General features: G+C 72.1%; 11 protein-coding genes. 2 read left to right on the top strand and 9 right to left on the bottom strand.

Going from position 1 to position 13,374, the window contains the following annotated elements; all coding sequences use genetic code 11:
* Positions 1-256 precede the first annotated feature (256 nt).
* Positions 257-2,074 carry a right-handed parallel beta-helix repeat-containing protein gene (locus AB0B58_RS23595; RefSeq protein ID WP_360227248.1) on the top strand — a complete coding sequence of 606 codons (1,818 nt, stop codon included), beginning with the start codon at positions 257-259 and terminating at the stop codon, positions 2,072-2,074.
* A 486-nt stretch (positions 2,075-2,560) separates the two neighbouring features.
* Complete coding sequence (locus tag AB0B58_RS23590) at positions 2,561-3,085, top strand: TetR-like C-terminal domain-containing protein (protein WP_360227245.1); 525 nt, start codon at positions 2,561-2,563, stop codon at positions 3,083-3,085.
* Between the two features lie 108 nt (positions 3,086-3,193).
* Here the strand turns inward: AB0B58_RS23590 and AB0B58_RS23585 are convergent, their stop codons facing one another.
* The 9 genes from AB0B58_RS23585 to AB0B58_RS23545 all read right to left on the bottom strand — a co-directional run bounded on the left by AB0B58_RS23585 (position 3,194) and on the right by AB0B58_RS23545 (position 13,356).
* On the bottom strand, positions 3,194-3,940 hold the full coding sequence (locus tag AB0B58_RS23585; protein ID WP_360227242.1) for a ribonuclease activity regulator RraA: 747 nt from the start codon (positions 3,938-3,940) through the stop codon (positions 3,194-3,196).
* A 52-nt stretch (positions 3,941-3,992) separates the two neighbouring features.
* Positions 3,993-4,802, bottom strand: coding sequence for a glucose 1-dehydrogenase (locus tag AB0B58_RS23580; protein WP_360227239.1), 810 nt, complete (start codon positions 4,800-4,802; stop codon positions 3,993-3,995).
* A complete protein-coding gene (locus tag AB0B58_RS23575; RefSeq protein WP_360227236.1) occupies positions 4,799-5,986 on the bottom strand; it encodes an enolase C-terminal domain-like protein in 1,188 nt (395 codons plus the stop codon). The genes AB0B58_RS23580 and AB0B58_RS23575 overlap by 4 nt, the downstream gene beginning before the upstream one ends.
* The gene (locus AB0B58_RS23570) at positions 5,974-7,878 is read right to left on the bottom strand and encodes an ABC transporter ATP-binding protein (RefSeq protein ID WP_360227233.1); all 1,905 of its coding nucleotides are present in this window, start codon (positions 7,876-7,878) and stop codon (positions 5,974-5,976) included. Before AB0B58_RS23570 ends, AB0B58_RS23575 begins: the two co-directional genes overlap by 13 nt.
* 27 nt (positions 7,879-7,905) lie before the next feature.
* Positions 7,906-9,474, bottom strand: a complete 1,569-nt coding sequence (locus AB0B58_RS23565; protein ID WP_360227230.1) for an ABC transporter substrate-binding protein — start codon at positions 9,472-9,474, stop codon at positions 7,906-7,908.
* A gap of 32 nt (positions 9,475-9,506) precedes the next feature.
* On the bottom strand, positions 9,507-10,415 hold the full coding sequence (locus tag AB0B58_RS23560; RefSeq protein ID WP_360227227.1) for an ABC transporter permease: 909 nt from the start codon (positions 10,413-10,415) through the stop codon (positions 9,507-9,509).
* Between the two features lie 84 nt (positions 10,416-10,499).
* Positions 10,500-11,441: an ABC transporter permease gene (locus tag AB0B58_RS23555; RefSeq protein ID WP_360227224.1), complete on the bottom strand. Its 942-nt coding sequence runs from the start codon at positions 11,439-11,441 to the stop codon at positions 10,500-10,502.
* Positions 11,435-12,625 carry a hypothetical protein gene (locus AB0B58_RS23550; protein ID WP_360227221.1) on the bottom strand — a complete coding sequence of 397 codons (1,191 nt, stop codon included), beginning with the start codon at positions 12,623-12,625 and terminating at the stop codon, positions 11,435-11,437. The genes AB0B58_RS23555 and AB0B58_RS23550 overlap by 7 nt, the downstream gene beginning before the upstream one ends.
* Complete coding sequence (locus AB0B58_RS23545; protein WP_360227218.1) at positions 12,622-13,356, bottom strand: GntR family transcriptional regulator; 735 nt, start codon at positions 13,354-13,356, stop codon at positions 12,622-12,624. The genes AB0B58_RS23550 and AB0B58_RS23545 overlap by 4 nt, the downstream gene beginning before the upstream one ends.
* Positions 13,357-13,374: the final 18 nt, after the last annotated feature.

The following is a 13,374-nucleotide window of genomic DNA, read 5'->3' as shown; positions in this document are numbered from 1 at the left end:
CCGGCTCATAACAATTTTGATAAGCCGTCCATACGGGGATCCGTATCAGCGCGCGCCGCCCCTTAAATGTTTCTGAGGTGGCCGCGGCGACCGTGGCCTATCCCCATTGCGGCGGTTAGTTTGGTGCCGCCGGAGCACGAATGCCGGCATTCCCGCACCATCGACCCCCGGAGTTGTCGTGTCCGTCACGCACCACGCCCCTACCCGCCCCGCCAGGCCCCAGCGACGGCGGCGGGCGCTGATCGCCGTGTCCGCCGTGGCCACAGTCGCCGCCTTCGGGCTGACCGCCCGCACCGTCGCCTCGGCGGACGACAAGCCGACGATCAGCTCCGTCGTCCTGCTGGACGCCGCCGCTGATCAGCGGATCCCCGGCCGGGCACCGTTGCGCGGCGAGGAGAAGGTCGACCTGGCCGCCCTGCACACCCGCGACCTGAGCGTGCAGGCCGTCACGGACTCGAAGGTGGGCAGCGTGCGCTTCGAGCTCGACGGCCGCACCACCCGGGTCGAGAACCACAACCCGTTCGTGCTCAACGGCGATGCCCGCAGCGGCAAGGACTATCTGCCCTGGCGGCCCGCCGCCGGCCGGTACTCGCTGGTGATCACGCCTTACAGCAAGGACGGCGCGCAGGGCAAGGCCGGCGCCCCGGTGCGCCTGCTCCTCACGGTGACCGACAGCGGCTCACCGGCCACGCCGCCCCCGGTCGCCACCCAGCCCAGCACCAAGCCCGGCACCAAGCCCGGCACCACCAAGCCGGCCACGCCCGGCACCCCGGCCCTGCCGGTGGGCCGGACAGCGGGCGCCGGGATCGGCGGGCCCACCTGGTCCGTTGCCGAGTTGCCGCCCACCCAGGGCGGCCGGCACCGGTACGTGCACGGCAACGGCAACGACAAGGCCGACGGGCTGAGCCCCGCCACCGCCCTGCGCACCCTGCAGCGCGCGGCGGATCTCACCCAGCCGGGCGACACGGTGGTGATCGGTGACGGCACCTACTCCGCCCCGGGGAAGCAGTTCGTGCTCGGCATCAAGCGCTCCGGCACCGCCGGCAAGTGGATCACCTACGCCGCCGCGCCGGGCGCCAGGCCGAAGATCGAGGCCGCCGGGTGGCAGGGCGTCGCGATCAACGCCCGGTACATCACGGTCGCGGGCCTGACCGTGCACGGACCGACCGACCGGCTGACGGAGAAGCAGAAGAACGCCGCCCGCAACGGTGACCAGCGGGACCCGATGATCAACACCAACTGCATCGCGGTGTCCGAGCCGTTCGGCGGCGGTGAATCGACCTATCCGCACCACGTCCGCGTCCACGGCAACACCGTGTCCGGCTGCCCGCTCGTCGGCATCAGCGCTATGCACGCCGACCACGTCGAGGTCAGCAACAACCTGGCCTTCGGCAACAGCAACTGGTCACCGTTCGGTGGCAGCGGCATCTCGTTGTTCCAGGCCTGGAACTCCGACGGCGGCGCCGGCTACAAGATGATCGTGCGCGGCAACGTGACCCGGGACAACGGCTCGTTCGTCAAGTGTGGGTGCAGCGGCTTCAAGACGATCACCGACGGCGGTGGCATCATCATCGACTCGTTCGACAACCGCGACGCGAAGATCAGGACGCCGTACCGCGGGCGCACCCTGGTGGAGAACAACATCACCCACGACAACGGCGCGCGCGGCATCAACGTCTTCCGCAGCGACCACGTGGACGTCGTCAACAACACCGTCTACCACAACGGCCGCCAGCCCTCCATCCAGGACAACATGAGCGTCACCAAGGCACATGATGTCAAGGTGGTGAACAACATTCTGGTCAGCCCCGGTAGCGGCATCACCGCCGCGTCGCAGTCGTCGTCCACCGGCGTCACCTTCGACTCCAACATCATCGTTGGCCGAACCAACGTCACGGATCCACACAAGCTGACCGGTGATCCGAAGCTGGCCGGCCCGGACCGGGACGACTTCCGGCTCAGCGACGGCAGCCCGGCCATCGACAGCGGCACCAGGACCCTGGCCGCGAAGACCGACGCGAGCATGGCTGCCCGCACCGCCCCGGTCGACCGGGGCGCCCTCGAGCACCGCTGATCCAGCTCTACCCAATGGGGGTCCGGCGCATCGCGCCGGACCCCCATTTCGCTACGCGATCGTAGCGTTATGCCGTAGGCATGACCACCAGCCGGCCCGCCCGGGCGGAGTTCGTCGAGGACCCGGACACGGTGGCACAGGTCTACCTCTCGCTCATCGAGGCGGCCGTGCACCCAAGGCCGGCCGCCGGACGGGCATCCAGATCAACGTGGACCGCACGCGGGCCTCGGCCGAACTGGCCGAGGCCGCACGCCGCGACGGGCTGGCCCTGATCTACCTCGACACGCCGGACCATCGGTAACCGGGACGCCGGGACCGCCGGCCGACGCTACGGTCTCCGCATAGCGCGAGGAGACAACCGGTGAACCGGCCGACGGACCCCCGGGTGCTGCTCAGCAGGACCACGATCCTCAGCACGACGCTGGCCCTGCTGGCCGAGCACGGCATCGCCGGCACGGCCATCGAAGCGATCGCCGAACGGTCGGGGTGGCGAAGACCCCGATCTACCGGCAGTGGGACAGCCAGGCCACGCTTGTACTGGACGCCCTCGACAGCGTCCGGCAGCCACCCACCGACCCGGACACCGGAACCCTGCGCGGCGATCTGCTGGACCTGCTGACTGGCTTCGCGCGGGCCCTGTCCACCGGACCGGCCACTACGCTCATGTTCGCTCTGATCGACGCCGCCGAACGCGACCCCGCCTTCGCCGCACTGCATCGCCGGCAGGCCCGGGCCAGACACGCGATGATCCTGGCGGTCATCTCCCGCGGCGTCCAGCGCGGGGAACTACCCGCCGGCACGGACCGGGCAGAAGTGCTCGACCTGCTCGCGGGACCGCTCTTCCACCGCCGGGCGGTCTCCACCGGCACCGTCGACGAGACCTTCGCCGCCTGGGTCGTCGACCGCGTCCTCGCGGCGTACGGCCGACCGCCGTCGCGGCCCCCGGCCCCAGCCGCGGGCCGCACCGCCGGGCTGACCCAACCCCAACCGGGAGCCGCACCACCGGGATGACCAGGCGCCGGGAAGCCGGACCGCGATACCGCCCTCGGCGAGGTGCGGGCGCGTCACGGTCCCCGGCTCCGAGAGCCCGGCCGGTGGCCTGATCAGCCCGGTCCGGTGTCAGGGCTGCCGGGCCAGCAGGTCGCTCCCCTGCTCGTGGTAGAGCCGCAGCGTCTGCGCGTCGGGCGGGTAGGTGCCGCGCAGAGGCGCCCCGCCGGCGACGCGGGCCTGCAGGAAGTCCTCCAACCGCTCCTGAGCCCGCGCGGGCTGCGCGATCACGGCCACCAGGTGCCGGGGCACGCACACCACGCCGTCAGCGTCGCCGACGAGGACATCGCCGGGGTAAATCGGGACGCCGCCGCAGCCGATCGGGGCCTGCAGGTCGACCGCATGGTGCAAGGCCAGGTTGGTCATGGCCGCCGGCCCGGCGGCGAACACCGGCAGGTCCAGTTCGCCGATGCCGGCGACATCGCGCAGGGTCCCGTCGGTGACCACGCCGGCGGCTTGCCGGCAGGCCAGCCGGGTCAGCAGGATGTTGCCGGCGCTGGCGGCCCGGCCCTGCCCGCGGCAGTCCATCACGAGCACCTGGCCCGGCCCGACCGACTCGACGGCCTTGCGCTGCGGGTGGTCGTAGTCGTCATAGACCTCGAGGACGTCGATGTCCTCGCGAGCGGGGATGTAGCGCAGGGTGAACGCCTCGCCGACCATCCGCGGCGCCCGCGGGCTCAGGCTGCGCAGGCCGCTGAGGTAGGTGTTGCGCAGGCCCAGCTTGAACAGCTGGGTGGTCAGGGTGGCGGTGCTGGCCTCGCCCAGGGCGGCGAGGTCGGCGGGGTCGAGCGGGGCGGGCTGGGCAGTGGTGGGTGTCATGGCGCCTTTCCATCGGTCGTTCTTCTCGGGTGGCGGGTGCGCGGGCCGGTGGTCACAGGTCGGCTCCCGGCGGGCGGGCCTGCGCGGTCAGCCCGCCGTCGACGGTGATCACCTGACCGGTGATGTATGCGGCGTCGGCCGAGGCCAGGAAGGCCACGGCGGCGGCCACGTCGCAGGCGTCCCCGATCCGGCCGAGCGGCACCGTTGCGGCCCGGCGCTGCCGCTCCGCCTCGCTCAGCGCGGCCGTACGGTCGTTGCCGATAGCCCCGGGTGCGACCGCGTTGACCCGCAGGCCCAGCGGGGCGAGTTCCAGCGCCATCGCCCGGGTGGTCGCCTCCACGGCGCCCTTGGTGGCGTCGTACGCGACCGCTTTGCGGTGCGCACGGACCGCGCCCACCGAGGAGATGTTGACGATGGCCCCGTCGCTGCGGCGGGTGCCGCCGCCGGTCATCGCCCGGGCGGCGGCGACGCTGCACAGGAAGACGCCGCGGGCATTGACCGCGAACGACTGTTCCCAGGCCGCGAGGTCGAGGTCGAACAGGGGCACCCGGCCGGTCATCGGCGTGGCGGCGTTGTTGACCAGGATGTCGAGGCGGCCGAAGCGCGCGACGACGGCGTCCACCATCGCCTCGACCGCCTCGGGGTCGGAAACGTCCGCCGGGAAACCGGCCGCCACCCCGGTCTCGCCCAGCTCGGCGGCCGCGGCCGCCGCCTCCGTGGCGTCCGGGCCGTTGATCGCCACCGCGGCCGCCTCGGCGACGAGCCGCCGTGCTATGGCGAGCCCGATGTTGCGGGCGCCCCCGGTCACCAAGGCGACCCGGCCCGCGAGCCGCGACGCCCCGGCCGGGACGGCGGGGGTCACCGCGGGTCCGCGAGGGCCGGGACCGGCGACGCCTGCGCCCGGTCGACGACGGCCTGCGCATCGGTGCCGGCCCAGGTCAGCGGGCCGGCGCAGGCGGCGACCCGGGCCGGATCGAGGCTCATGCCCAAACCGTTGCCCCGCGGCGTCAGCAGCCGGCCGTCGACGTAGCGGACCGGCTCGGTCACCACGTCCGCGGTGTAGAGCAGCGGGCCGACCGGGTCGCTGGGCAGCGTGACCGACGGCATCGCCATGGCGACGTGGGCGGCCGCCGCCGTGCCGATGGAAAGTTCCTGGGTCGTGCCCACCAGGCAGGCCTTGCCCGCGGCCTCGGCGATGGCGAAGATGCGCCGGGCTGCGGTGATGCCCCCGATGGCGATGACGCTGACGTTGAAGACGTCCACCGCGTCTGCGGAGATCAGGTCCAGCGCCCAGCGGTAGCCGTACACGTGCTCGCTGACCGGCACCGGCAGCCGGGCCCGGGCGAACGCCAGCCCGCGGATGTCGTGGTCCGGCGCTGGGGCCTCGACCAGGTCGAAGTCCACGTCGAGCACCCGGTCGACGAACCGGCAGGCGGCCTTGGCCTCCAGCAGGTTGGAGAAGTCCAGGGACTTGATCGTGATGGCGTCGCCGAACCGGTCCCGGGCCGCGCGCAGGAACTTCTCGTCGAGGTCGAGGTCGCGGCCGACGTACACCCGGAAGCAGCTCTGTCCCTCGGTGAGGCGACCGGCCACGGTCGCCAAGCTGCGCTCTACATCCTCGGGACGGCGCTGGCGGAAGATCGGGTAGGCGATTGGCACGCTGTCGCGTACCGCGCCGCCCAGCAGGTCGTGGACCGGGACGCCGAGGCTCTTCGCGGCCAGGTCCCAGACCGCGATGTCCACCCCGCACTTGATCGCGCGGCTCTTGTCGTAGATGTAGCCGGCCTGCGGGAAGTTCTCCTCGAGCACCGCGTTGATCTCAGTGATCGCGAGCGGGTCCCGCCCGGTGAGCAGTTCGCGCAGGGTGCGTTCCAGCTCGCCGACGTCGAAGTGGAACCTCGGCAGGTGCTGCAGGTCCGACATCTCGCCGAGGCCGGTCAGGTAGGGGTCGTCGGTCGTGAGTTCGACCAGGACGTGACCGCAGATCGCGCCGGTGTGCCGCGGGGTGTTGACGGTGGTCAGACGTACATCGGTTATGCGGACCACGAGGAGGAAATCCTGTTCTGTGCCGGGGACGATGGGATGGCGCGGTCCAGGTTGCCGGGATGGCCGGGGGCCAGCGCCAGCAACGACTGGGTGTATTCGTGGGCCGGGGCGGCGTAGATCTTTTCCGCCGGGCCCTGCTCGACCACCCGGCCGGAGCGCATGACCGCGATCCGGTCCGCCACCGAGCGGACCACCGCGAGGTCGTGGGTGATGAACAGGTACGTCATGCCCAGGCGGTCCTGCAGGTCGGCGAGCAGGTCGAGCACCTGAGCCTGGATGGAGACGTCGAGGGCGCTGACAGCCTCGTCGCACACCAGGAGCTGCGGGCGCAGCGCCAGCGCCCGGGCGATGGCCAGGCGCTGGCGCTGGCCACCCGAGAACGCCCGCGGGTAGAGGCTCAGCGCGCTGCGGTCCATGCCCACCGCATCCAGCAGGTCCCCGAGCTCCGCCGCACCGGCCGGTTCCCCGTGGGTGCGCAGCGGCTCGGCGAGGATGTCGGCGATGCGCATCCGCGGATCCAGGCTCGCGTACGGGTTCTGGAACACCACCTGCACTTCGCGTTGCAGACGGCGCAGCCCGGCCCGGTCCGGCCGGGTGACGTCGATGCCGTCGTAGTGCACCCGGCCACCGGTGGGCCGTTCCAGGCGCAGCAGGGTCCGGGTGAGGCTGGTCTTGCCCGAGCCCGACTCGCCGACCAGCGCCAGGGTCTCGCCGCGCCGGACCTGCAGGGTCACGCCGTCGACGGCCCGCGTGCCCGGAGCCCGCCGGAGGATCCCGCCCCGCCCGGGATAGTGCAGGGACACGTCGTCGAAGGTCACCAGCGGCTCGGGTTCCGCCGGGGCTGACGGCATCGGGCGGGCCCGGACAGTCGGCAGCTTGGTCAAAGTCGGCGCCCGCACCGCGAGTTCCCGTGGTGCGGCCAACACGAGCGAGGTGCGCAGACATGCGGCCTCGTGACCGGGTTCCCGCAGGGTCCGTGCGGGGACGGTGGTCCGGCACTCGTCGACGACGTGCACGCAGCGCGGCGCGAAGGAGCACCCCGGCTGGGCCCGGCGCAGGTCGGGCGGGGCACCCGGGATCGCCGCCAGCCGTTGCCGGGCCGGCCCGTCGACCCGGGGCGTGGCGTCCAGCAGCGCCCGGGTGTACGGCATCCGCGGTCGGTGCAGCACCGCGCTGCTCGGCCCCGATTCCACCACCCGGCCGGCGTACATGACCGCCACCCGGTCGGCGTGGCCGGCCACGACGCCGAGGTCGTGGGTGATGAGTAGCAGGCCCATGCCGAGGTCACGGCGCAGCGCGTCCAGCATCGCGAGGATCTCGGCCTGCACCGCGACGTCCAGCGCGGTCGTAGGCTCGTCGGCGATCAGCAGTTTCGGCCGGGCGGCGATCGCCAGGGCGATCGCCGCCCGCTGCCGCATGCCGCCGGAGAGCTGATGCGGGTAGCGGCCCAGCATGTCCTCCGGCTGCGGCAGTCTCGAGAGCTCCAGGGCTTCCACGGCCCGTTGGCGCGCCGCCGTCCGGGACATCGGCTCGTGGGCCCGTACGGCGTCGCTGACCTGGGTGCCGATGGTCAGCAACGGGTTCAACGCGGCCCCGGGGTCTTGGAACACCATGGCGATCTCGGCGCCGCGGATCCGGCGCCACTCGGCGCGGGACAGCGTCGTGAGGTCGCGGTCGCCGTACCGGATCCGGCCGGTGGTGGTGCTGGCCGGCGCCGGCGGATTGAGCCCGAGCAGGCTCAGCGATGTCACCGTCTTGCCGGAACCGGACTCGCCGACCAGCGCGAGGGTCTCGCCGGCGTCGACGGTCAGGTGCACGCCGGCGACGGCTGGGACCCGCTGGTCACCGTGGCCGAACGTCACCTTCAGGTCCTCGACCTCGAGCAGGTGCATGGTGTCCTTCCCGATCGCTGCGGCGGTCTAGCGGCCGACAGTGGCTTCGTGCAGCCGCCACTGGCCGTCGAGGTCGAAGGCGAGGCCCTTGAGGTCGCTGTGGTGGATCACCGGGGACCGCGCCTGGTGTAGGAACACGAGATGGCTCTGCTCGAGGGTGCGGCGCTGGGCATCGACGTACGCCTTCTTGCGGGTCTCCCGGTCTCCGGTCGCCCGCGCCGCGTCCAGCAGCTTGTCGAGCTCGGGGTCCTTGATCTGGGAGAAGTTGTTGGCCGCGCCGGTGTGCAGGTACGGGTCGAAGGTGAGCGACGGGTCGTACCGCGGCACGTCGATGACCCCGAGGCCCAGGTCGAAGTCGCCCTTCTTCAGCTTGTCGAGGTAGGACTCGAGCTGGAGCGCCTCGATGGTGACGGTGAGCCCGGCCGCCTCGAGGTTGGCCTGGATCAGCTGGGCGATGGTGGGGTCCGGCGGACGGTTGCGCACCACCAGCTTGACGGCGGTGCCGGGGGCGATGCCGGCCGCCGCGAATGCCGCCTTGGCCTTCGCCGCGTCGTAGGCGGGGGCGGCCAGTGCGGAGTCGTAGAACCAGTCGGTTTTGGTGGCGAAGGTGGGGCTGAGGTCGTACTCGCCGGAGGCCGCGGTCTTGCCGACGCCGTCGCGGTCGATCGCACCGGCCAGGGCCTTTCGCACCTGCGGGTTGTCGAACGGCGCCTTGGCGGAGTTGACGGCCAGGTAGTAGGACCGGCGCACACCGAGGTCATCCAGCTTGACCTGCCCGTTGTTCTCGAGCTGATTGAACTCCTCCGGGGGCAGCGCCCGCACGAGCTGCACGCCGCCGGTGCTCAGCTCCGCGCGCAGGGTCTTCGGCTCACTGATGAACCGGGCGACCACCTTGTCGAGCCGGGGCAGGGCCTTACCGTCGGCGTCCTTGCGCCAGTACGAGGGGTTGCGCTTGGCGCTCAGCTGCGACTTGGCGACCCACCGCTCGAACACGAAGGGGCCGGTGCCCACCGGGTTGCGCCCGAAGTCCTTGCCGGCGGCCACCGCCGCCTTCTGCGAGACCATCATGCCCGGCTCGTAGGACAGCTGGGTCAGCAGCAACGGGTCCGGAGCCTCGGTCTGGACCTTGAGGGTGACGGGGTCGACGACGGTGACCGACGAGATCTTGCTCAGGGTGGAGGCCTTGGTGCTGTTGGTGGCCGGATCGAGGACGCGCTTGAGATTCCATGCGGCGGCGTCGGCGTCGAAGGCGCTGCCGTCGTGGAAGGTGACGCCGGTGCGCAGCTTGAAGGTCACCGTGGACCCGTCGACCTGCCAGCTCTCGGCCAGGGCGGGCACGATGGTGCCGTCCTTCTCCTGGCGGACGAGCCCCTCGTAGAACAGGTTGAGCAGGTTGCGGTCCGACGAGATCGCCGCGGACAGAGCCGGGTCCAGGCTGACCGGTTCATTGTCGAAGCCGACGGTCAGGGTGCCGCCGCCGTTCGGCGAGGAGGAGCCGGACTCGTCCGCTCCGCAGGCGGCGAGGGTGGACACGGCCAGAGCCGAGGCGCTGAGGCCGAGCAGGGTTCGGCGGGACATGCCGGTACGTATGGACATACTGATCCTTACGGGTGAGAGGGGAGGGAGGGTCAGGCCGCCGCGCGCAATTGAGGACGGTGCGCGTCGAGGGCGTCCCGGAGTGAGTCGGCGAGCAGGTTGAAGGCGACGACGGTGAGCAGGATGGCCAGGCCGGGAAAAACGCTCAGCGCCCAGGTGGTGTCGAGGTGTTCCGTGCCGGAGGCCACCATCCCGCCCCAGCTGGGCTGGGGTGGCTGTACCCCGAGGCCGAGGAAGCTCAGCGCGGCCTCGGCCATGATGGCCGTGGATGCCTGCAGCGCCGTGAAGACCAGCAGCGATCCCGCCAGGTGCGGCAGGAGATGCCGGACCAGGATGATGCACCGGGGAACGCCCACGATCCGGGCGGCGGACACCCATTCGCGGGTGCGCAACGACAGCACCTCGCCGCGGACCACCCGGCTGATGCGCGGTGTCACGATCACCGCGATGGCGATCAGGGCGTTGCGCAGCCCCGGTCCCAGCGCGGCCACCACGGCCAGTGCGAGGACCAGCAGCGGGAACGCCAGCAGCCCGTCGATGACCCGCATCAGCACGGAGTCGACCCAGCCGCCGGCATAGCCGGCGAGCAGCCCGATCACCGTACCGAGGACCAGTGCGATCCCCACTGCGACCGTGGCGGTCTGCACGGTGACCCAGGCGCCCTGCACCATCCGGGCCAGGACGTCACGGCCGAGTTCGTCGGTGCCGAGCAGGTGGCCGGCACCGGGGCCGCGCAGCCGCCCGTCCGGGTCCACGGCCGTGGCTGCCGTCCGGACGAACGGGCTGATCGCGGCCACCACGATCACAGCGGCCAGCACGAGCATGGAGAACACGGCTCGCCGGTCGCGCAGCAGTGCCCGCAGCACGGGCCGCCGCGACACACCGGTGGCGGCGGCTGCGGTAGCTGGGCCGGGGTCCGCGGGGGTCAGTTCGAGCGTCATGGCGCCTCTTCAGGTCAGGCGGGACTGCGTCCGCCACCTGACGTGACGTCCGCGACGAGGGGACGGGAGGAACCGGGGGCCGGCTCAGTAGGCGATCCGCGGATCGAGCCAGGCGTAGACGAGGTCGGTGAGCAGGTTGACGGCGAGGACGAAGGCGACCACGACGAGCACGGCGCCCTGCACGATCGGCATGTCCCGGCTGAAGATCGCGTTGACGATGAGCGTGCCCATGCCGGGCAGGGCGAAGATGGTCTCGGTGATGACTGTGGCACTCATCAGCGCGCCGACCTGCAACGCGACGACGGTGGCCACCGGGGCCAGAGCGTTGCGCAGTGCGTGCACCAGCACGATGCGGCGGCGGGTGAGGCCGGTGGCCTCAGCGGTCCGGATGTAGTCCTCGCCCAGGGTGGCCAGCAGCGAGCCGCGGGTCTGGCGCATGGCAACGGCCACGATGGTCGAGCCGACGGTGATGGCTGGGAGCACGAGATATTCGAGGTTGCCCATCGGGTCCTCGGTGAAGGCCACGAAACCCGAGGCGGGCAACCAGCGCAGGGTGACCGCGAACACGAGCACCAGCAGGGTCGCCAGGTAGAAGTGCGGCACGGAGAGCAGCACCATCGCCGTGCCGGAGATCGTCGAGTCGGTGGCGCGGCGGGACCGGACCGCGGCCAGGATGCCGGCCGGGATGCCGATGAGTGTGGCCAGCAGCAGGGAGATGAGGCCGAGCTCGGCCGTGACGGGCAGGCGATCGGCGATGGCGGTGCCGACGGGCTCCCGGGTCAGCCACGACTGTCCCAGGTCGCCGCGGAAGATTCCGGCGATCCAGTCGGTGTACTGCTGCCACAGCGGCTGATCGAGGCCGAGCTCGCCGCGCAACACCGCACGCTGGGCCTCCGTGGCCTCCTGCCCGAGGATCGCGGTGGTCGGATCGCCGGGCAGCATGCGGAGCAGGACGAATAGCGCGATCGAGACGACGAGCAGCACCGGGATCAGCTGCAGCATGCGGCGCAGGACGTAGGTCAGCACTGGGCCACCGGCTTCCGTAGCGCGGCAGCGCCCGCCGGCGCCAGGGCCGCGGCGGGCCAGCCGAGCCGGGCGGCGGGGGCCAGGTCGTAGGCGTAGAAGGCCGTGGCGGCGTACCCGGACGCCGTTTCGGTCAGCGGGTCGAGATCCGCCCGGCCGAGGGTGTGCCGGTCGAGCAGGCTCCACCCGACGGTGAGGCGGTCCGGTGACACGCCCGCTGCCTCGGCGGCGTGCAGCTCCGAGCGCAGGGCGGCGAAGTCACCGGTGAGGTCGGTGAGGGTGAGGCCGGCCCCGGTGGCGGTCAGGGCGGCCGGATCGCCGCCGGTCTTGCCCGCGCCCGCGTACGGATCGCAGGTGGCGCGCAGCCAGACGGGTGTGGAGCCGGCCGCGGCCACTGTCTCGGCGATCAGGGAAGTGGTCACCGCTGCTCGGGCCCGCAGCACCGCGTCGTGCAACGGCCCGCCCAGCGCCGCGACCGCGTCGTCCGCTGTCTCCGGTGCCGCGGGGCCCGGCTCGGCCAGCTGGCGGCGCACCGCCTCCCCGGCCCGCTCGCGCAACTCCCGCGGATCGGCGCCCGCTTCGCGGTACGCCCGGGCACACGCGGAACACGTGCACAGCGACAGCAGCCAGCGGTCGGCTGGCCGCAGGGTGACGCCCGTCTTGTCGTGCGCGCTTGCGTGCTGCCAGCCGAGATAGCCGTACGCCTCGAGGTCGAGCTCGTCGACGCCACGCGCCGCCACGTCGGCCACCAGTGCCGCCGCGTAGCGACGTACCGCCGGTTGCGCCGGGCACAGTGCGTGGCGGTACACGTGGCCGAAGACGTTGCGCAGGGCCAGTTCCGGGTGGGTCGTGGCCAGTGGCGACGAGTGCAGCCCGACGATCCAGCCAACCACCGCTAGCCCGGCCGACCGCAGCGCTCCGGTGGCCGCCGCGACGGCGTCGTGCGGGGTCGCCCGGGGAGCGCGCAGCTGGGGACCCCACGACAGCAGCGGGTCCGGGGCGTACCAGGCGCCGGAGGGGAGCTGGGCCACCTCGCCGGGACGGCTGGTGGTCAGCAGCCACCGGCCGGAGTGGTAGATGTGGGCCAGCCGGACGGCGGTGAAGCCGGCCTCGGCGATACGGCGGCTCTGCGCCGCGGCCTCGGTGGCCAGCGAGTGCGGGTGGGCCCACAGGTCGCAGCGGGTCATCGCGGTTGCTCGCCGAGGACCGAGACCAGGGTGTGCGCGGCCTTGCGGATGTGCGCGCCGGCCAGCCGCTCGGCCAGATCGGCGTCGCCCGCCTCCATCGCGGCCAGGATCGCGCGGTGCTCCTCGGCCTCCTGCTCGAAGGTCGCCTTGAGCCTCCAGCCGGCGGTGGCGACGAACGTGGTGAGGTCCTGGAGCTGGTTGAGGAATTCGCAGAGGAACCGGTTACCGCCGGCGGAGTAGATCTCCCGGTGGAACCGCCGGTTGGCCAGCCCCAGGGCGGCGGTCTCGCCCGCGGTCGCCAGCCGCTGGGCCTCGTCGAGGGCCTGCCGCGCGGCGTCGTAGCGGGTCGGGCCGTACGCGACGACGGCAAGCCTGATGGCGGTGGGCTCGACCCCCGCCCGCGCTGTGTAGAGCTCCTCGATCAACGAGCCGTCGATGCGCCGCACGCTGACACCCGAGTAGGAGTTCATCTCCACCAACCCGCTGAGGGCCAGCTTCTTGAGCGCCTCGCGGACCGGCGTCTTGGACACCCCCAGGCTTTCGGCGAGTTCACGCTCGACCAAGGCGCGTCCGGGTGGCAGGGTGCCGTCAAGGATCGCCCGGCGCAGAGAGTCGTACACCCGGTCTGAGCGCGAGGCGGGCTGCTCGACCGGGATCACCAGAGCACCGGCGGCGGGTACACCGTAGGGCTGCTCCGCCGAAGTGGTCCGGGTCACTCGAAAACTTGACATGCCGGTATCGTGGTATAC

The organism is Actinoplanes sp. NPDC049118, assembly GCF_040648555.1.
Classification (GTDB): domain Bacteria; phylum Actinomycetota; class Actinomycetes; order Mycobacteriales; family Micromonosporaceae; genus Actinoplanes.
Note: the sequence above shows the minus strand (reverse complement) of the source record. Positions and strands in the feature narration are given on the sequence as shown.

What these genes read in the sequence shown, in the direction of transcription:
- AB0B58_RS23560 (WP_360227227.1), bottom strand. Translation starts at nt 10,415, where the DNA reads ATGACGCTCGAACTGACCCCCGCGGACCCCGGCCCAGCTACCGCAGCC.
- AB0B58_RS23565 (WP_360227230.1), bottom strand. Translation starts at nt 9,474, where the DNA reads ATGTCCATACGTACCGGCATGTCCCGCCGAACCCTGCTCGGCCTCAGC.
- AB0B58_RS23585 (WP_360227242.1), bottom strand. Translation starts at nt 3,940, where the DNA reads ATGACACCCACCACTGCCCAGCCCGCCCCGCTCGACCCCGCCGACCTC.
- AB0B58_RS23570 (WP_360227233.1), bottom strand. Translation starts at nt 7,878, where the DNA reads ATGCACCTGCTCGAGGTCGAGGACCTGAAGGTGACGTTCGGCCACGGT.
- AB0B58_RS23545 (WP_360227218.1), bottom strand. Translation starts at nt 13,356, where the DNA reads ATGTCAAGTTTTCGAGTGACCCGGACCACTTCGGCGGAGCAGCCCTAC.
- AB0B58_RS23550 (WP_360227221.1), bottom strand. Translation starts at nt 12,625, where the DNA reads ATGACCCGCTGCGACCTGTGGGCCCACCCGCACTCGCTGGCCACCGAG.